Annotated in this window: 17 protein-coding genes; 2 read left to right on the top strand and 15 right to left on the bottom strand. The window is 63.6% G+C overall.

What is annotated here, in order from left to right; all coding sequences use genetic code 11:
• From EOB49_RS27090 to EOB49_RS27075, 4 genes are all read right to left on the bottom strand, one after another.
• Positions 1-866: ABC transporter permease (locus EOB49_RS27090; RefSeq protein WP_164781821.1), on the bottom strand; the 866-nt coding region annotated here is incomplete at its 3' end.
• Between the two features lie 208 nt (positions 867-1,074).
• Positions 1,075-2,334, bottom strand: a complete 1,260-nt coding sequence (gene phnA, locus EOB49_RS27085; RefSeq protein WP_127382794.1) for a phosphonoacetate hydrolase — start codon at positions 2,332-2,334, stop codon at positions 1,075-1,077.
• A gap of 24 nt (positions 2,335-2,358) precedes the next feature.
• A complete protein-coding gene (locus EOB49_RS27080; protein WP_127382793.1) occupies positions 2,359-3,558 on the bottom strand; it encodes a 2-aminoethylphosphonate--pyruvate transaminase in 1,200 nt (399 codons plus the stop codon).
• Positions 3,559-3,697: 139 nt separating this feature from the next.
• Positions 3,698-5,383, bottom strand: coding sequence for a Na/Pi cotransporter family protein (locus tag EOB49_RS27075; protein WP_127382792.1), 1,686 nt, complete (start codon positions 5,381-5,383; stop codon positions 3,698-3,700).
• 152 nt (positions 5,384-5,535) lie between these two features.
• Between EOB49_RS27075 and EOB49_RS27070 the strand changes: the two genes are divergently transcribed.
• Entirely contained in the window at positions 5,536-6,405 is an 870-nt protein-coding gene (locus tag EOB49_RS27070) for a LysR substrate-binding domain-containing protein (RefSeq protein ID WP_127382791.1), read from the top strand.
• On the opposite strand, the gene EOB49_RS27065 is transcribed toward EOB49_RS27070, so the two are convergent.
• The 4 genes from EOB49_RS27065 to EOB49_RS27050 all read right to left on the bottom strand — a co-directional run bounded on the left by EOB49_RS27065 (position 6,402) and on the right by EOB49_RS27050 (position 11,563).
• Positions 6,402-8,876: an FAD-dependent oxidoreductase gene (locus EOB49_RS27065; protein WP_127382790.1), complete on the bottom strand. Its 2,475-nt coding sequence runs from the start codon at positions 8,874-8,876 to the stop codon at positions 6,402-6,404. The genes EOB49_RS27070 and EOB49_RS27065 overlap by 4 nt on opposite strands.
• An 82-nt stretch (positions 8,877-8,958) precedes the next feature.
• Positions 8,959-9,747: a DeoR/GlpR family DNA-binding transcription regulator gene (locus EOB49_RS27060; protein WP_127382789.1), complete on the bottom strand. Its 789-nt coding sequence runs from the start codon at positions 9,745-9,747 to the stop codon at positions 8,959-8,961.
• 80 nt (positions 9,748-9,827) lie between these two features.
• Positions 9,828-10,484 carry a GntR family transcriptional regulator gene (locus EOB49_RS27055; protein WP_127382788.1) on the bottom strand — a complete coding sequence of 219 codons (657 nt, stop codon included), beginning with the start codon at positions 10,482-10,484 and terminating at the stop codon, positions 9,828-9,830.
• A 149-nt stretch (positions 10,485-10,633) separates the two neighbouring features.
• Positions 10,634-11,563, bottom strand: a complete 930-nt coding sequence (locus tag EOB49_RS27050) for an AraC family transcriptional regulator (protein ID WP_164748649.1) — start codon at positions 11,561-11,563, stop codon at positions 10,634-10,636.
• 591 nt (positions 11,564-12,154) lie between these two features.
• Between EOB49_RS27050 and EOB49_RS27045 the strand changes: the two genes are divergently transcribed.
• Positions 12,155-13,171 (top strand): Zn-dependent oxidoreductase, encoded by a 1,017-nt coding sequence (locus EOB49_RS27045; protein WP_127382787.1) that lies wholly within the window; start codon positions 12,155-12,157, stop codon positions 13,169-13,171.
• Positions 13,172-13,178: 7 nt separating this feature from the next.
• Here EOB49_RS27045 and EOB49_RS27040 read toward each other — a convergent pair whose 3' ends face one another.
• From EOB49_RS27040 to EOB49_RS38665, 7 genes are all read right to left on the bottom strand, one after another.
• A complete protein-coding gene (locus EOB49_RS27040; protein WP_127319843.1) occupies positions 13,179-13,883 on the bottom strand; it encodes a cyclase family protein in 705 nt (234 codons plus the stop codon).
• Entirely contained in the window at positions 13,880-14,818 is a 939-nt protein-coding gene (locus EOB49_RS27035; RefSeq protein ID WP_127319841.1) for an ABC transporter permease, read from the bottom strand. The genes EOB49_RS27040 and EOB49_RS27035 overlap by 4 nt, the downstream gene beginning before the upstream one ends.
• A complete protein-coding gene (locus EOB49_RS27030) occupies positions 14,815-15,789 on the bottom strand; it encodes an ABC transporter permease (RefSeq protein ID WP_127319839.1) in 975 nt (324 codons plus the stop codon). The genes EOB49_RS27035 and EOB49_RS27030 overlap by 4 nt, the downstream gene beginning before the upstream one ends.
• On the bottom strand, positions 15,782-17,272 hold the full coding sequence (locus EOB49_RS27025) for a sugar ABC transporter ATP-binding protein (RefSeq protein ID WP_245472853.1): 1,491 nt from the start codon (positions 17,270-17,272) through the stop codon (positions 15,782-15,784). Before EOB49_RS27025 ends, EOB49_RS27030 begins: the two co-directional genes overlap by 8 nt.
• Positions 17,273-17,285: 13 nt before the next feature.
• Positions 17,286-18,362, bottom strand: coding sequence for an ABC transporter substrate-binding protein (locus tag EOB49_RS27020; protein ID WP_127382786.1), 1,077 nt, complete (start codon positions 18,360-18,362; stop codon positions 17,286-17,288).
• A gap of 62 nt (positions 18,363-18,424) precedes the next feature.
• On the bottom strand, positions 18,425-19,021 hold the full coding sequence (locus tag EOB49_RS38670) for an enolase C-terminal domain-like protein (RefSeq protein WP_281060570.1): 597 nt from the start codon (positions 19,019-19,021) through the stop codon (positions 18,425-18,427).
• Between the two features lie 43 nt (positions 19,022-19,064).
• The coding region (locus EOB49_RS38665; RefSeq protein WP_281060569.1) for an enolase C-terminal domain-like protein at positions 19,065-19,714 on the bottom strand (650 nt) is incomplete at its 5' end.

Genomic DNA, 19,714 nt, shown 5'->3' with positions numbered 1-19,714 from the left:
CCGAGGCTGACGATGAGGATGGCGAAGCCCGGCGCACCGGCCACCCACCACTGGTCGAGCACGAAGCGGCGGCCGGACGCGATCATCGTGCCCCATTCGGGCAGCGGCGGTTGCGCGCCGAGGCCGAGGAAACCGAGCCCGGCGGCGGTCAGAATGATGCCGGCCATGTCGAGCGTCACCCTGACGATCAGGGACGAAATGCAAAGCGGCATGATATGGCGCAGCACGATGCGGAAGGGCGAGGCGCCCATCAGCTGCACCGCCTTGATGTAGTCGGAATTGCGCACCGTCAGCGTCTCTGCCCGCGCGATGCGGGCGTAGGGCGGCCATGAGGTGATGGCGATGGCCAGCACCGCATTCTCGATGCCGGGGCCAAGTGCTGCGACAAAGGCCAGCGCCAGGATCAGCTTGGGAAAGGCGAGGAAGATGTCGGTGATGCGCATCAGGATGGCATCGGTCCAGCCGCCGGCATAGCCGGCCACCGTGCCGACCAAGAGGCCGATCGGTGCCGCGATGATGGCGACCAGGATGACCACATAAAGGGTCCAGCGCGAGCCGTAGAGGATGCGCGACAGGATATCGCGGCCGAGATCATCGGTGCCGAACCAGTGCTCGGCGCTCGGCGCCAGCAGGCGCGCGTTCTTCAGGTCGCCGAACGTCGGAGAATAAGGTGCCAGCACGCCGGCAAGGGCGGCAACGACCAGCAGGGCAACGATGATGAGCAGGCCGAGAAAGGCCAGACGGTTGGCGGAAAAGCGCCGCCACGCCACATAGGCGCGACCGAGCCTTGCCTGCATACGCGAGGCCGGCCGCTCGCTGAGCAGCCAGTCGCGACGGGAGAGAGGGCGGGCGTCGGAGGCGGTCATGACGATGCCTCTTGGTACTGTCGACCCCCACTCCGGCCCGCTTCGCAGACCACCTCTCCCCCGCTCGACGGGGGAGATGAAAGGCGCCAGGCGTGCGACCGGCTTTTCCTCTCCCCCGGGCAGGGGGAGAGGTGGCCCGAAGGGCCGGAGTGGGGGTCGACCAGCGCCATCATGGACGGCGACACGCCCTCCCGGCGATCCAACTCACTCAGCCCGCCAGTGCCGCCGCCATTGTGGCGTAGTAAATGGCGTCGAAGTTTCTCAACACAGGTTCATCAGGCAATTCCGGCAGCACACGATTGACGATGAACGGCACCTCCTGCTCGGTCAGCCCACCATGCGACCGTAGCGGTTCGTTCAGAGCCGCCAGGTCATGGCGATGTTCTGAGGTGCCGATCGTCTTGTTCTCGGTCGAGATCAGCACGATGTCGCCGATGCGGTCGGCCGGCAGCTCAAAGCGCTCGCACGCCGTCGGGCTGTCGACGACCAGCATGATGCCGTCGATCTTCGCCAGCCGGGCCATGATGCCGGCCTGATCTGCGCCATCAGGCAGATAGGCGGTGGCAAACGAGCCGAGCGCGCCGTGATGCACGACATAGGGGTCGGTGATCGGCAGGATGACGCGTGCGGCGTCCTTGCCCAGCCACTCGTCGAGAAGGTCCTGGACATAGACGACGTCGGGCGAACCGTCCGCCTTGTGCTTGGGCTTCATGCCATGGTCGGCGGTGACGACGATCGCCGCACCCAGCGCATCAAGCTCGGTCAGGTATTTGTCGAACATCTCGTAGAAGGCGTTGGCCTGCGGCACGCCCGGCGCGTATTTGTGCTGCACATAGTCTGTGGTCGTCAGGTACATGATGTCGGGACGGAACTCCTTCAGTAGCTGCACACCGGCGGCAAAGACGAATTCCGACAGTTCGGCCGAATAGACCTCCGGCACCGGCAGCCCAAAATGCTTCGAGGCATTGTCGATGCCGTGCTCGGCCCTGGTGGTGGTGTCGGATTTTTCCGCCGAAAAGCACAGCGCGCGGCCTTCATCGAAGGCAAGGCCCTTGCCAAGCAAGGCACGCAGCTTGTCCTTGGCGGTGACCACGGCGACCTTGGCGCCGGCATCGTAGAAGGCCTGGAAAATGGTCGGCGCGCGCAGGAAGCGCGGGTCATTCATCATCACTTCCTTGCCGGTCTCGCGCTCATAGAGATAGTTGCCGCAGATGCCGTGCACCGACGGTGGCCTTCCTGTGGCGATCGACAGATTGTTGGGGTTGGTGAAGCTCGGAATGACAGAGTGCGCAAAACGCGCCGTGCCCTTCTGCTTGATCCTGACCAGAGCCGGCATCAGCCCGGCCTCGATCGCCTCATCGAGATAGGCTGGCTCGCAGCCGTCAAGGCAGATGGCGATGGCCGGCACACGCGGCCAGGCGTAGGTACGGCCGTTGACCGCGACGTTGATGGGAGACATCTGGTTCATCTGATATCCTCGAGATCGGCCGCTTCAGGCGGCGAGTTTGGCGCGTTCGGCGAGTGCCGCGGCGGGTGGAGCGGCGGTGTCGACGCCCATTTCATGAAGCGAGAAGGCCGCCGCCTCGACGACGCGGCGCATGACATGTTCGTCCATCTGGCCGATGCAGCCGACGCGGAAGCTATCCACTGCGGTCAGCTTGCCCGGATAGATGATGAAGCCCTTGTCCTTCATCAGATCGTAGAAGCGGTCGAAGGCGAAACTGGCATGGGCCGGGTTGAAGAAGGTGACGATGATCGGCGACAGCCAGCGATCCCCGAGCAGTGTCTCGAAACCGAGGTCGCGCATGCCGGCCACCATGACGTCGCGGTTCCTCGTATAGCGAGCGCCACGGCCGGCGACGCCGCCTTCGGCCTCGTGCTGGCGCAGTGCTTCGAGGAAGGCGGCGACGACGTGCGTCGGCGGCGTGTAGCGCCACTGGCCGGTTTTGTTGAGATGCGCCCACTGGGCGTGGACATCGAGCGACAGCGAATGGCTCCTGCCTTTGGCAGCCTCCAGCTCGCTCTTGCGGGCGATGATGAAGCCGAAGCCCGGAACGCCCTCGATGCATTTGTTGGCGGACGAGACCATCGCCTCATAGCGGATATCGTTGACGTCGAGCGCTACGGCGCCGAAGGCGCTCATGGAATCGACCAGCAGCTTGCGACCCTTGGCATGGACGGCTTGCGCAATCTCGGCGACCGGATTGAGGATGCCGGAGCTGGTCTCGCAATGGATGGCGATGACATGGGTGATATCAGGGTCGGCCGCGAGGGCCGCCGCCACCTCGTCGCCGCGCGGCGGCAGATAGTCGCCCTTGTCGATCAGCGTGTAGGCGCGGCCGAGATACTGCATGGTCTGCGCGGCGCGCAGGCCGTAGGCGCCGTTGGCCAGCACCAGAACCTTGCCATCTCTGGGCACAAACGAACCCAGCATCGCTTCGACGCAGAAGGAACCGCTGCCTTGCATCGGCACGCAGTCGAACTCATCGTTCCTGTCCCCGGTCAGCGCCAGCAGGCCGCGACGCATATCCGATGTCATGGCGCGGAAGTCGCCGTCCCACGATCCCCAGTCGCGCAACATCGCCTCCTTGACCGAATAGGCCGTGGTAAGCGGCCCTGGGGTCAGAAGATACGGCTCCCCCAGCGCCGGACTGGCCAGCGGCTCCGCGGCAAATTTCGTCTCGGCGAGCATGTTGTCCTCCGCTCGATCTGCGTTCGATGTGGCCTTATTCTTGGCCTGAATGATCTATTTGTAAAATCGTTATTTTGTATCGATGTATCGATTCTAACGATGGTAAGGATTGCCACTCGCCAGCGGAGAATGTCGCCCGTCAGGCCAGTGCAGGAGCCCTCACTTCCGCTGCCCCTCTCGCCAGCCGACTTTCGAGCAGATCACCGCTCTGCGTCAGCAAGGGATAGGCGACCGAGGCCATCAGCGAGTTGATCTCCTTCAGCGCCCGCACCGCCTCCAGGTGGATGTCGCTGGTGTCGATGCTCTGCGGCATTCCTGATTGCAGGCGCTTGAGGTGACGGTCATGGCTCATGCGTTCCAGTCTGCGCATCCGCTCCTTCTCGACGACGAGTTGCCGCGCCGACTCGAGATCGCTCGACACCAGCACATTGAGTGCAAGCTGCATGTTGGCCATGACACGGTTGTGAAGCCCGGCCAGTTCGCTCCAGCCGTCGCGTGAAAAGCGCAGGTTCTTGTCACGCAGCTCCTGGGCGAGCACGAGCAGGTTCTTGGCGACGATGTCGCCGGCGCGTTCGAGATTGATGGCGAAGTCGGTGAGCTCGATGCCGCGCTGCGCCTCGGCCGCGCTCATGCTGCCGCGATTGACTTCGGCAATGTAGAGCTTGATCTCGGTGTGGGCGCGGTTGACCTCCTCATCGAGTTTTTGGGCTTGGCGAATCTGGTCGGCGGTGCCGGCGTCGAAGAAATCCATCACCGGGCGCAGCATCACCTCGACGACTTCGCCCACGCGCAGCAACTCGCGGGTCGCACTGGCCAGAGCGAGACCGGGTGTGCGCATGACGGTGCGGTCGAGCGCGCTGGTGCGGCGTGACATCAGGTCCCCAGCCTCCCCTGCCTTTGCCGCTGGCCTGTCGGGGATCAGCAAGGTGGCGAGCTTTTCCATCGTGCCGGTGAACGGCAAGCAGCAGATGACCAGCACCATATTGAAGGCAAGGTGCAGGTTGACCAGTTGGCGGCCTTCGGTTACGCCGAACAGATGCGCCGGGAAGGTCACGGCCTGAAGCGCAAACAAGGCGGCGAGCGCCGTCGTGCCGCGAAAGATCAGATTGCCAAGCGGGACACGGCGCGCCTCGACGGCATCGCCGCGTGTCAGCCACACCGCAATCAGCGCACCACCGCAATTGGCGCCGAGGATGAAGAACAGGCCGACCTCGACCGGCAAGACGCCTTGCGCGGCAAGCGTCACGAACAGCAGGATCGCCGCGACGCTGGAGTGGATCAGCCATGTGAACAGGGCAGCAGCGGCGAAGGCGGTGAAATAGTCCGCGCGCAGGTAGGAGATCACCAGTGGCAGCAAGGTGCTCTGCCGCATGGGTGCGGTCGCCTCGCCGATCATATGCAGCGACAACAGAACGAAGGCGACGCCCATCAGGATGCGTCCGCGCGCCTCGAACTTCAGGGCCATGGCGCCGCCGACCAGGATCAGCGCCGGCACCAGCCAGCTCAGATCGAACGACAGCACCTGGACGACCAGAGCGGAACCGAGGTCGGCGCCAAGCAGGATCGCCAGCCCCGCCGACACCGAAACCACGCCGCTGGCGGCAAACCCGGCCGCCAGGATGGCGACTGCGGTCGAGCTTTGCAGCAGCACGGCAAGCACGGTGCCGACGCCCGCCGACCTGATCCGTGCACCCCGCGCCTGTCTCAGCGCATCGCGCAAGGCAGGGCCGCAGGCGCGCTCGACGCCGGTCCGCACCATGCGCACGGCCCAGAGCAGCAGCATGACGGCACCCGCCAAGTGCAGCAGGATGATGGAAAATTGCATGGCGACCTCCCGGCCAACGGCCGGCAGAGACGTCGACCCACACTCAGGCTGAGGGTCGGTAACACATAAGTCAAATCGTTCCTTTTGATCTTTTCCTAAGCGGTCCTTATGATAGGATGTCGGCGATTTCAGAAGTGTCGGAGGCACGGAAGATGCGCTACGTCCAGTTGCGAGCCTTTCACCAGGTGGCCATCTGCGGTGGCTTTTCACGCGCCGCCGAGGCGCTCTTCCTGACCCAGCCGGCGATCTCGGACCAGGTGCGCAAGCTCGAGGAAGAGTATGATGTGCTGTTGTTCAACCGCAACAAGAAGCAGGTCACGCTGACCCATTCGGGCCAAAAGCTGCTCGAGATAACCCACCGCATGTTCGATACCGAGCAACAGGCGCTGGAGTTGCTGACGGAGTCGCGCGCGCTGCGTTCCGGCACGCTACGCATCGTCGCCGATGCCGCACATCATCTGCTTCACATTCTCGGCAGCTTCCGGGCCCGCTACCCCGGCGTGCAGGTTTCGGTGCGCGCCGGCAACACCGAGACGGTGATCAGCAGCCTCTACAGCTACGATGCCGACATCGGCGTGCTGGGCGAGGTGCCGACAGGGCGCGATTTCGAGGTGCTGAAACTCAACTCGACGCCGATCATCGCGTTTGCATCCGTCGACCACCCGCTGGCCGCGAAAAAGTCGCTCACCCTCAAGCAGCTCGCGCAGGAATCGCTGGTCATGCGCGAGCGCGGTTCGAAGACGCGTCAGAAACTCGAAGATCTCGTAGCCGCCTCGAAAATCGAACTCAGGCCGGCGATCGAAGCTGAGGGCCGCGAAGCGGTCCGCGAGATCGTCGCATCGGGCGCCGGCATCGGCTTTGTCTCGGCGGCCGAATTCGGCCAGGATTCGCGGCTGGTGCCGATCACCATCGATGCTCCCGAGACCCTGATGGACGAAGCGCTGATCTGTCTGCGTGAACGCAGCGGCGGCAAACTGGTGCGGGCGTTCCTGGATATGGCAAGGTCCATGTCGGCGGATTAGGCGGCAGCGCGAACCTCCACCACATCGGCCTTCACCCGCTCCGACTTCGGATCGTAGGGGCTGCGCAGATGTGCTGTCGCGGCATGGCGAACGCCGGCAAGGTCGATCTCGAAACGACCACCGGTGAGAAACGCAGCATCGACGCCCGCCTCGTTCTCGATCAGCCCGAGCGCCACCGAGCGGCCAAGCGTGTGGCCGTAGGCGGCCGAGCGGACTTCGCCGACCGGCTTGCCGTCGCGCAGGATCAGTTCGCCGCCCCACAGCATCGGCTCGGCATCATCGAGCGTGCACAGCACGACGCGTCTTGCCGGTGCTGATGGCTTCGTCTCAACCAGCGCGTCGCGGCCGATAAAGCCACCTGGCTTGTCCATCGCGACGGCGAAGCCAAGCCCAGCCTGCCAGGGATTGATATCTGGCGTCAGCTCACGACCCCAGGCGCGAAAACCCTTTTCGATACGCAAGGCGTCGAGCGCGTAGTAACCGGCATCGATCAGGCCAAACTCGCTGCCAGCCTCATGCAGTGCCTCATAGACACCGACGGCGAATTCGGTCGGCACGATCAGTTCCCAGCCCAGTTCGCCGACATAGGTCATGCGGTTGGCATAGGCGGTGGCATAGCCGATATCGATCTCGCGGATGGTGGCGAAGGGAAAGCCGGCGTTGGAGAGATCGGCCGAGGAGAGTTTGCCCAGCAGATCGCGCGAGCGCGGCCCCATCAATGCCAGTACCGCGTAGGACGAGGTGACATCGGTCAAGATTGCATGCGCGTCGGACGGGATGTTTTTGACGATCCAGTCGGCATCGTGGATGGCTTGCGCCGAACCGGTGACGATAAGGAATTTCTCAACGCCAAGCCGCATCACGGTGAAATCGCTTTCATAGCCGCCACGTGCATTGAGCACGCCCGTATAAACAGACGTACCGACCGGTACGTCGATATTTCCGGCGCAGATCCAGTTGAGCGCGGCGCAGGCATCGTGGCCTTGCACGAGGAGCTTGGCGAAAGAGGTCTGGTCGAAGACGGCGACGGCTTCGCGTGTCGCCTTCATCTCGCGGCGAACCGCCTCATGCCAGTTCTGGCGACCGAAGGCATAGTCGTTTTCGGCTTTCTCTCCCGGTGCAGCGAACCAGTTGGCCCGCTCCCAGCCCATTTTGGAGCCGAAGCAGGCGCCCCTGGCGGCAAGCCGGTCGTAGAGCGGCGACCGGCGGAACGGCCGTGCGGTATCCAGTTCGCGGTTCGGCCACGGCATGGCGTAGTGCAGGCCGAGCGTCTCCTTGACACGGTCGTGCAGCCAGCGCGGATTGTTGTTGAAGGAGGCGAAACGCCTGATGTCGACCGGCCATAGATCCATGGTCGGCGCGGCATTGACGATCCATTCGGCCAGCGCGCTGCCCGCGCCGCCGGCGCTGGCGATGCCCATCGAATTGAAGCCGGCGCCGACATAGAAATTCTTCAGCTCCGGCGCCTCGCCAAGGAGAAAATTGTTGTCCGGCGTGAAGCTCTCGGGCCCGTTGTAGAATTTCTTGACCTCGGCCTCGGCCAATTGCGGGACGCGGACCAGCGCGTTTTCCATCAGGATTTCGAACTGATCCCAATCGTCCGGCAACAGCGCGAACTCGAAATTTTCGGGAATGCCATTCATGCCCCACGACTTGGCGTGCGGCTCGAAGCCGCCCATGACCAGGCCGCCGACCTCTTCCTTGAAATAGATGAAACCGTCGGGGTCGCGCATCACGGGCAGGTCCGGGTGCACGCCCTCGATCCTGCCGGTAACGATGTACATGTGCTCGGCCGAATGCAGCGGCACCGAGACACCGCACATCAGCCCGACCTTGCGCGCCCACTGGCCGGCGCAATTGACGACGATCTCGGCGGCAATGTTGCCGCGATCCGTCTCGACACCGCAGGCGACACCATTCCTCTGGCTGATACCAGTGACCTTGACCCGCTCGATAATTTTCGCGCCGCGATTGCGCGCACCCTTGGCGAGCGATTGCGTGAGATCGGTCGGATTGGCCTTGCCGTCGCCCGGCAGCCAGACGGCGCCGACCAGATCGTCGGTCGCCATGACCGGCCAGAGATCCGCCGCCTCCTTCGGCGAAATCACATCGATGTCGACCCCCTGGGCGCGTGCCGATGCGGCCGTGCGCTTCAGCACCGTCATGCGGTCGGCGGTGCGCGCCACCGACAGCGAGCCGCAATTCTTCCAACCGGTGGCGAGTCCGGTCTCCGCTTCCAGCTCGCCATAGAGCTGCGTGGAGTATTTGATCAGGCTGGTCATGTTGGAGTGACTGCGCAACTGGCCGACAAGCCCGGCGGCGTGCCAGGTGGTGCCACCGCTGAGTTGCCCCTGTTCGAGCAGCACGACATCGGTCCAGCCGAGCTTTGTCAGATGATATGCGACCGAGCAGCCGATGACACCGCCGCCGACGATGACGACGCGCGCCTGGGTGGGGAATTGGTTTGCCATGGGAGATCCTGCCGTTTTGACACGAGCCGGATCATAGCAGTCGAATTCCAAATATCAACACAAAATGCCACAAAATATCACATCAAGATGCAACCATCAGCTCAGGCCCCTTGCGCGCAAGCGCTTCGGCGATGTCGGCCTGCGGCTTCGCATCGACGATCACGCCGGCGGCGTGCTGAAAATTCGGGATCCTGAGCGGCGTCAGCTTTGCGAACTTGCTGCTGTCGAGAACGAAGTAGGTTTTGGCGGCAAGCGCGATCATGCGGCTGCGCTGTTCGGCGCCGGCGCGGGTGAAATCGGTCACCTCGCCGTCGGGCGACAGCGCGCCACCACCGAGGAAGGCGATGTCGACGCGAAAGCGCGCCATGGCTTCGAGCATGTCGATGCCGGAGGCTGCTTCTTCGCCGGGATCGACTTCGCCACCCAGCATATGCACGCGCATGCCTGAGACGTGGCACAGCAGAAGCGCGATCGGGAGGCTCGCCGTGCAGATGGTGAGATCGCGCAGGTCGGTCATGGCTTGTGCGACGGCCAGCGTGGGGGTGCCGGAATCGAGGAACACCACCATGCCGTCCTTCACAAGACCGGCAGCTATCCTGCCGATGGCAGCCTTGCCCCGGGCATTCTCCTGGCTGCGCAGGCTCATTGCCGGTTCGCTCGGCTCGAAACGGGCAGCGCCGCCATGGACGATGCCGAGCTGCCCTTTATCCGACAGCAGTTTCAGGTCGCGGCGGATGGTTTCGCGTGAGACATCGAAGAACCCGGCCAGCTCGGCGACACTGACAGACCCGTGAGCGCCCAGCCGCCGCAGGATCTCTTCGTGGCGACGTGGAGCAAGGGCGCGCGCCGGCAGGCTGCTGTCGGGGGACATGATGATCCTGGATCGAGTATCGATGTTGCAATATGTGGCAGTGATCGCGCGCAGAGGCAACCGGAGCTCAAGCCACGCCGTCAGGATTTTCGCGACAGGCCATCTTCCCTGATCGCGCTGACCAGCGTCTCGCTTCCCTCGCGAAGATGCTGCCTCAGAATGCTTATGGCCTTGTCCTCCTTGCGCGCCCTGCAGGCGGCCAGCAGGTCGCGGTGCTCCGTCTGCGAGCGGCTGCGATAATCCAGGTTCGACAGGAGGATGCGGACGTAGCGATCTGCGGCATTGTGGTGCGCCTCGATCAGGCCGAGCAATCGACGGTTACCGCAGGCGTCGTAGAGAGCCAGATGAAAGGCACGGTTCAGCGCACCCCATCGGCCGACATTGCGCTCCGCGTCGATCTGGTCGAGTACCTGTTCCGCCTCGTCGAGCTTCGCGCCGGCGAGGTTGGGAAGCGAAAGCCGCACCGCCTCGCATTCAAGCAGTTCGCGCAGTGCGTAGATTTCACCGATCTCGGCGCCGTCCATCCGGGCGACCTGCGCGCCTTTTGTCGGATGGATGGAAACAATGCCTTCGGCTTCCAATTGGCGAAGGGCGTCACGAATTGGCATGCGGCTGAAGCCAAACTGCTCGGCCAATTCGTCCTGGCGCAGCGGAGTGCCCGCCTTGATGGTTCCACTGGCAATCGCTTCGCGCAGGACATTGGCGACCTGTTCGGCCACGGTTCGCGGCCCCTGCATCACGCTTTCCGCAAATCCTCGCAATCGATGCTCCCGTTTGACGCGGTGCTCAGCTTAACGGATGTAGGTATCCTCGTATACGCAGTATCGGCAACGCCCCAAGGGTTCGCCGCACTATTCCGACGGTCTCTGCCCGGGCTATTGGCCACTCAACCAAGGGTCTGCCGCGCTTCATCCCGAACGCTGGAAGGCGCCACGCCATAACGCTTTCGGAAGGTGCGGTTGAAGTAGGAGATATCCCCGAAACCGACTTCATAGGCAGTGGCGCCTATCGAAAGCGTTCCCGTTCCCCGCAACAGCAGCTTGCGCGCCTCGGCCAGGCGCCGTTCGAGAAGATATCTCGAAAATGTCGTCCCTTCGCGCTGAAACAACTTCTGGACATATCGTGGTGTAACATCGAGGACAGCGGCCACAGCGGAAATGCTCAGATCGCCATCCCCCAGGTGATCATCGATATAGCGTTTAACAGGGTGCAGCCGGTCACGTTCCACCGTTGATGGGGTTTCCAGATAGGCGACGACGAGCGGAAGTATTTCGTTGAAATGGGCATTGGCCATCTCCGCCTCGTTGGCTGAATGCGGGCCACGCATCAACAGATAAGCGCCGTAGGTGATCAGAAGCTGGAGCGGAGGAAACGTTCTCGGGATCGGTCGCAGCATCAGCCTGGAAAGCGTCTCGCCGGAAACGCGGAAAGCGGCGCCGGGCAGGCTGCCGCAGTCCAGCCTGCCCCCTTCGGGCAGATACCAGTCGTAGGCCATCTCACCGGATACAAAGAGGAAATCTCCAAGCGCGGCTTCTATCTTCCGTCCATCCTGCTCAACGACCAGCGGACCTTCCATGCTTCGCAACATGAGCACCTTGTCCGAACCCGGCATTCCAATCCCCCGCACCCGTAACGGCGAGGGCGGGAAGAAACACGTCATGACGTTCAGATCGGCGAGGCCACATGTCACGCCACGCACAGCGGAGAGGACACCCAGCCCTGTTTCGATCGCGACCTCCCCGATGACCGTTAAAAAATGGCCGGCGCACAACCGCTCGGCTTCCGCGTCGTCGTGACCCGACATGTCGAAGCTCACCGGGCTGATCCCGCTGGGGTTGGTCGACCTGTGATATAACTGCAACATTTTCAATTCGGATCGTCGGAGTTCGTTTTCAGCAGTGCCGGCTTCGCTTCACTCCAAGCGCGCCATCGCCCTGATCGATAACATGAGTAATTGAGACATATTTAATCGATCCGGGAAAAGGGAGCCAGCGATTTGTGGCCCTCAATGCCTTTGCGGCACCCGAGGGGCCAATTTGGGGTGCGACTATGCGGAATGAACTGATCGCGGGAACTTGCCTCGCACTGCTGCCACTTGCTTTCACGACCGTGCCCGTGCAGGCGCAGAACACTGGAGATTCGGCACCCGCGATACAGGCAAGCGGTAGTCATTTCCTCCTTGATGGAAGTCAACAAATTTTGACTGCCCGCCCCTTCGAGAGGAAACCGGCAAGACAGCGCATTGAGCGTCCAAACTGCGGACGCCAGGGCATTTGCGTTTCAGTGAACGCCCGTTCCGATTTCGTGCGCAACGTGTCGGGTAAGAGGCTGTCTAACAGCCGCCATGAGCGCTTGACGAAACAGCGAGATTGAGCCACTTGTCGACTAGTATACAAGTGGTGAGGCCATGCTTGAAGTTCTCGTTCGCGCGCCGCAGTCGCTGGAAGTCCGGCAGGGCACGATACCCCAGCCCGGGGCAGGCGAAGTCGTCGTTCATGTCAGCCGTGCCGGCATCTGCGGCTCCGACATTCACATCCTGCATGGCTCCAATCCGTTCGCCGTCTATCCACGTATCATCGGCCATGAATTCGCCGGCACCGTAACAGCGCTCGGACGGAATGTGACCGGCATTGCGACGGGAGACCGTGTGGTGGTCGATCCCGTGGTGTCGTGCGGCCACTGCTATCCCTGCCGGGTCGGCCGCTCCAATGTCTGCGCCAACCTCGAAGTGATGGGCGTTCACCGCGACGGCGGTTTTCGCGCCTTCGTCGCGGTGCCGGCGGCAAATGTCATACCGGTTCCAAGGGATATGCCGTTTGGGCTGGCGGCACTGGCCGAGCCGTTTTCCATCGCCGCCAATGTGCTCGATCGTACCGGTTGCGGACCCGAGGACACAGCGCTGATCTATGGCGCCGGCACGGTCGGCGTCACTGTCCTGCAGGTCGCCAAGCTCAAGGGCGCACGCTGCATCGTTGCCGATATCGACGAAGCCCGCCTGGAGCGAGCGCTCCGCTTCGGTGCCGACAGGGTGATCCACTCCGTGCGCGATCCCGTGCCGGCCGCGGTGCGCGCTGAAAATGACGGTCTTGGCCCGACGCTGGTCATTGACGGCGCCGGCATTCCCGCACTTCTTGACGAGGCTTGCCGGCTGGCCAGCCCGGCGGGCCGCATCGGCCTGCTCGGCTTTTCGGACGCCCCATCCAACCTCAGCCAGCAGGAAGTGGTGCGCAAGGAACTGACCATCGTCGGCTCGCGCCTGAACCGCCGGCTGTTGCCGCGCGTCGTCGAATGGCTGGCCGACAAGCGGCTCGATCCGCAAGGCATGATCACGCAGGTCTTCGCGGCGGCGGATGCACGCGCAGCCTTCGACTTGATCGAGAAGGAACCGGAGCGAACGCTCAAGGTTCAGCTGGACTTCTCGTAAGCCGGAATTAGCCCTCGACCAGCGCGACGGCGCGCAGTGGTGATCCGGTGCCGCCTTCGATCGCCAGCGGCAAGCTGATCAGGAAGCACCGAGGCGGCAAGTCACCAAGCCGTGCGAAATTCTCGCCGATCAGGATGCCGGCTGAAAGCAACGTATTGTGCGCCGGGAAATCCTCGCTGCCGAAACAATCGATCGACAGGCAGTCCGAGCCGACGATGCGCGCACCGCGCTCGACCAGCAATTCGCTTGCCTGCCGCGACAGGCCGGGCCAGTCGGCGAGAAATGTGGCCGGATCGTCCCAGAACCGGTCCCAGCCGAAATGGAAGAACACGGCGTCGCCCTGCCGTACGCGGCCCTGTTCGGCCTCGAAAGCGAAGATAGCATCCGGCTCGACCGCCTGCCGGGGCCGACAGCCACGCGCATCGATCGTCACCATGCGGCCGAAGAAACGCTCGACCGGAATGCCGGAGATGGCAGCACCGCCGCGGATGAAATGGACCGGCGCGTCGAAATGCGTGCCGGTGTGCTCGCTCATAGCCAACGCATGGTTGCAGGCGACGTCGCCGCGGTCGTAGGATTCCACCATCTCCTGGCAGTAATGCGGGTGCGTCGGCCACACCGGCATGCCGGGCTTCATCGGATGCGTCAGATCGATGAAGGAAACCGCCTTTGTTTCGAACAGCTTGGCGAGCGTGTCAGTGGCGGATGTCATCTAACGCGAGGCCTCGGCACGAGAGCGACGATCAGGATGATCAGCACGCCGGTCAAAAGGAAGCGCACGCCTGCCTGGATGCCAAAGGTGTTGAGCATGGTAGACATCAGGTTGAAGAACAACGCAGCCCCCCATATGCCTACCGCGTTGGCCTGCCCACCAGCGACGCTGGTGCCGCCAAGCACCACCACGGCGATCGATTCCATCAGATAGGCGTCACCCATGTTGAGTGCTGCCCCGCCGCTGAAGCCGGCAAGCAGGAAGCCGGCGAGCGCCGCCGCCGTGCCGCACAGCATATAGGCAATCAACCGCACCCGTGCGACGTTGATGCCGGCAAGCCGCGCCGCCGGTTCGCTCTGGCCGGTGGCCAGCACTTGCCGGCCCCAGACCGTGCGTTTGAGAGCGATCATGGCGGCCAGCGTCAGCAGCATCACCGCGATCGGCATGAATTGCACACCGCCAAGGCTCATCGAGGTGAACCGGGAAAGGCCTGCCGGCGGCTTCAGCGTCGCCTGGCCGCCGAGATTGAAGGCAAGCGACTGGAAGACGAAGCTCCAGGCGAGCGTCGCGATGATCGGCGGCAGCCTGAGCGCGACAATGGCAAGGAAGTTCGCGGCACCCGCGACAGCGCCGACGGCAAGTGCTGCAAGCAGGCCGGGCAGCAGCATGCCGTCGGACCCTTGCATCACCGTCATCGACACATAGGCGGCCAGCGTCAGCACGGATGGCACGGACAGGTCGATATTGCCCGGCCCGGAAGCGACCACGAACATCTGCCCGGTTCCCACCACCACGCTGAAGGCACCGAAGGCGAGTGCGCCCGACAGCGTGGCGCCGGCACTGCCCATGCCCGAATAGGCTGTCGTCGCCAGCCACATTGCGAGCGCCACGATGAAGCCGTAGGTCCACGGCGCGAGGCTCAATCTCCGGGTCATCGCGTCCGCTCCGACAAAAGCACCCGCCCGGCCAGCACGAGAAACAGGATGACGCCCTGGGCGCCGATCTGCCATGTCGGCGGCACCTGCAGGAAAGACAGAAGCGAGCCCGCGAGCGACAGCGTCAGAGCGCCGATCACCGTGCCGACCGGCGAGACGACGCCACCGGTGAAAGCGCCGCCGCCGAGGATCACCGCGCCGACGCCGAGCAGCGTATAGGCCGGCGCGACATTGGCGTCGCCCGATGTGGTGAGGCCGGTCAGCGTCAGCCCGGCCAGACAGGCGAGCAGGCCGGCGACCGCATAGACCGCGACCCGAATGCCGATAACGGACCAGCCGGCGCGCTCGACGGCGCGCGGATTGCCGCCTGCGCCGCGCAGCACCACGCCATAGGAGGAGCGTGAGATGACGAGATGGCCGGCGAGCGCCGCCAGTGCCGCCAGCCAGATCGACAGCGGCATCAAAGGCGGCTGCCAGCTCATGAAGGCGGCAAGCCATGCGGGTGCCGAGCCACCCGGTGCTGGCAACAGGATGACGGCGATGCCGAGCCAGATGAAGGACATGCCCAGCGTCACGATGATCGAGGGCAATTGCCGAGCATGAATAAGCAGGCCGAAACCGGCATAGGCGGCGATCAGGACGATGTAGCACAGCGCCGCGATTGCCGGCGCGTCCCCGAGATAGAGCGCCGTGACGCAGGTGATCAGCCCGACAAAGGCGCCGTTCGACAGGTCGATGTCGCCCAGCATGATCACCATCATCTGCGCCAGCGCGGCAAAGACCAGCGGCACCGAGAGCTTGAACAGCAGATGGAAGCCGAAATAGCTCATCGCCGCCGGGCGGATGCTGAAGATGATGGCCAGCATGACCAGCAGCGCGATCGCCGGCAGGCCGACCTGCAAGGCATTGAGCAAGGCCGGGCGCGCATTGGAAGAGGAACGGGCGGGAACACGGGCAGCCGCGTCAGACATGCTCGCCTCCGAACGACGCCTGCAGGATACGGCCGGTCTCGATGGCGTCGTCTTCCAGCCTGGTCGCGGCGCGGCCCTCGCGGAAGACATAGATGCGCTCGCAATTGGTCAGCTCTTCGAGTTCGGTTGTGTACCAGACGAAGGCGCGTCCGTTCTCGGCCTCGGCGCGGATCAGCCGGTAGACCTCCTGCTTGGTGCCGACATCGACGCCGCGCATCGGATCGTCGAGGAAGATCACCTCGGCGTCCGACGCCAGCGCGCGGGCGAACAGCACTTTCTGCTGGTTGCCGCCGGACAGCGACATGATCGGCGTGTCGATCGAAGGCGCCTTTACCTTGAGCCGCTCCGACCAGGTCTCGGCCAGCTTGCGGGCGGCGGCGCCTGAAATCATGCCGCCCCGCGTCAGCGCATCCAGGCTGCGGATGGTCAGATTGTCGGCGATAGACCACAGTGAGAACACGCCTTCAGAGCCGCGGTCGCCGGCAACATAGGCACCCGGCAAGGCCTCGCGCTGCCGGCGCGCGGCATAAAACATCGCGCGCAGCCGCTCGCGCTGGCCGTGGCCGTCGAGCCCGGCGAAACCGATGATCTCGCCCTTGCCGACTTCGATGGTCAGATCAGCGGTGTCGCGGCCGGCATGCCGGATAACCGGAGCTTGCACCGACGACGCCTTGCCTACGGAGCGATCGCGGGGCCGCTCGATGCTGCCCATCAATTCGACAAGCGCGGCGCGCGACAGGCCGGCGGTCGCCCGCTCGGCGACGACCTTGCCGTCGACCATGACGACGGTGCGGTCGCAGACGGCGAGGATCTCGTTCAGTCGATGGGTGATCAGGATGCAGGCGATACCACGTCCGGCGGCACGACGAATGTGGGTGAGCAGTTGCTCCGTCGCCTCATGGCCGAGCGCCGAGGTTGGCTCATCGAGAATGACGGCGCGCAATTTGATGCTGGTCTGCGTGAAGGCGCGAGCGATCTCGACCATCTGTCGCTCGCCGATCGGCAGGTCGGCGACCTTCCTGTCGAGGTCGATTCCGTGGCCAGGGAAGATCTCGTCCAGCACCGGACCGATTACCTGGCGCGCGCGCCGCCGCCAGCCCAACCCACGCAAGGACCTGTGCACGATGCGGGTGTTTTCCGCCGACGTCAAATTGGCGCAGAGCGACAGTTCCTGAAAGATACAGCGCAGACCGGCCTGCTGGGCACTGGCCGCACTCCAGGCACCGATCTCACGTCCGCCGACGCGAAAGCTGCCGCTGCTGCGCTCGATGGTGCCGGCCAGCACGTTCATCAGCGTCGACTTGCCGGCGCCGTTGTGACCGACCAGGCCAACGACCTCGCCGGGGTTCAGATGAAAATCCACGCCGCCCAAGGCATGCACGGCATCATAGCTCTTGCGGACATTGCCTACCTCGACAAGAGGGTTGTCAGCATCGCCTCTCTCTGCTGCGTCCTTTTTGGGCGACGTGGGATCGTTCATCATTCGGCCATGCTGCTCATTTCGGCGCGGGTACGCCGGGCAGAGGTTCTTTCTTTACGTTGGCGTCGATGATCTTGGCCACCAGCTCCTGCGGATATTCGGCATTGACAACGCCGCCTGCGGGAACCGTCTTCAGCCAGGCGTCGAGGTCAGGCTGATTGATCTGCAGGAGCGGCACCTCGACGAATTTCGGCACCTGCTTGCCGGCCAGGATCTGCTGCGCGACCCAGAACGCGACCTGCGAGACGCTGGGCGTGGCGCCCAGCGAGAAAGTTTCGTAGCCGCCGGCATCATGCTCCTGCTTCCACAGCGCCAATTCGTCCTGGCGGTTGCCCATGATGATGATCGGCAGCGGCCGGTTGGCGGCCTTGAATGCCTGCGCCGCGCCATAGCCGTCGCCGCCCTGCGTCAGCACCGCATCGACCTGAGGCAGCGACGGCAGGATGCCCGACACTTCCTTTTGTGCCACGGTGGCCGTCCACTGACCATAGACCTCGCCGACAGCCTTGTAGCTGGCGTGCGCCTTCATGGCCTTCTCGACGCCCTCATGCAAGCGCTTGTCGAAACCGTCGCCGGCCATACCGCGGATCTCGAGGATGTTGGCCGGCTTGTCGCCGAGCTTGCTGGAGATGAAATCCAGTTCGGCCTTGGCATAGGAATCGAGGTTGTAGTCGACGACATAGGCGCAAGGCTCGGTGACGCCGCTGGCGAAGGCGACGACCGTGATACCGGCATTGCAGGCATCCTTGATGGCGCCGTTGAGTGCGGTGTCGGAGCCGGCAAGGACGATGATCGCATCGTAGCCCTGCAGGATCAGGTTCTCGATCTGGCTCGCCTGTTCGGTCACCGAATTGTTCGAGCTCACGACGGCTGTTGCGGCGACCTGCTTGTCGGCCACGGCCTTGGCGCCCATTTCCTCGAAGCTCTTGATCATCACCTGGCGGAAGGAATTGCCGGCGTAGGAATTGCTGAAGGCGATCTTCTTGGCCGAAGTGTCGCCCTTGGCGACGCCTTCATCGGCGCGCGCATGCAGCGCTGCAAAGCTGGTGCAGCCGAGCATGGCTGCAACGAATAAAGCTGTGGTCCTGTTCATTGTTGTTCTCCTCCGGTTGAAAGTCATAGCGTCCTCCCGACGGTCCTTTCGAACGAAAAAAGTCAGCCCAGCCCGAGATCAGGCACGGCATCGTTCAAATGGTCGGCGAAATTCGTGTTGGGCAGCAGCGGATACCAACCCGGACGGCCGGGATCGCGGTCGTAGGCATAGCCGCCCAGCGAGCGGTAGAGTTCGGCATAGGTTGCGAGTTTGTCGCGATCGAGCTCGACGCCGAGACCCGGCGCCTCCGGCACCGCGATCGCACCATTCTCGTAGGGCATCTTGCCGCCGATGATGATGTCGTCGGCAAGGTGGTGGTAATGCGCGTCGGCGGTGAAGACGAGGTTGGGCAGCACAGCGCCAAGATGCAGCATGGTGGCGAGCTGGATGCCGAGTTCGCCAGAGGAATGCACCGCAATACCGAGACCGAACGTGTCGCAGATCTGCGCCGCGCGCACGCAGGCGCGGATGCCGCCCCAGAAGGTGGTGTCGAGCAGGATCACGTCAACCGCAGGGTCGCGCACATTGGTGGCGAGCTGTTCGAAATCGATGACGATGGTGTTGGTGGCCAGCGGGATGGAGAGCTTCTCGCGCAAGCGGCGCATGCCGGCAAGGCCCCAGGTCGGGTCCTCGAAATAGTCGTTCCTGAGATCGGAGATGGCCTGGCCGAAACGCAGCGCCTCTTCGACCGACAGGGCTGCGTTAGGTCGGGTCCTCGAAATAGTCGTTCCTGAGATCGGAAATGGCCTGGCCGAAACGCAGCGCCTCTTCGACCGACAGGGCGGCGTTCGGATCGTAGCGCAGCGTGTCGGCAGGAAATTCGGCGGCGAGCGCCCTGAAACATTCCAACTCGTAGTCGGGGTGAAACACGCCGGCCTTGAGCTTGTGGGCGTGAAAACCATGCTCGGCCTTGAGCGCGTGGGCATGTTCGAGCAATTGATCGATGGTGCGGACCTCGCCCTTGCCGCTGCGGCGGTCGGCATAGCGAAAGAACAGATAGGAAGCAAAGCCGATCCGGTCGCGCACACGCCCGCCAAGCAGTTGGTAGACCGGCACGCCGAGCTTCTTGCCGATAATGTCGAGACAGGCGAATTCCAGCGCTGCGTGGAGCTGCGTGCGATTGTTGTAGAGCGACGCCGTCGGATTGCAGATGGCGTAGCGCATGCGGTTGAGGTCGAAGGGATCGTGGCCGACAAGGTAGGATTTCAGCCCGGCGAAAGCGAGTTCGGCGCCGGCGCCGCCGCCGCCCATCTCGCCGAGCCCAACAATGCCTTCGTCGGTCTCGACCTCGACCACGGTGCGGACAAAGCGTCCCCAATGCGTACCGTTGCTGTGCCGCAATGCTGCTTCCA

This window comes from Mesorhizobium sp. M7A.F.Ca.MR.148.00.0.0 (assembly GCF_003997735.1).
Taxonomy (GTDB): Bacteria; Pseudomonadota; Alphaproteobacteria; order Rhizobiales; family Rhizobiaceae; genus Mesorhizobium.
Note: the sequence above shows the minus strand (reverse complement) of the source record. Positions and strands in the feature narration are given on the sequence as shown.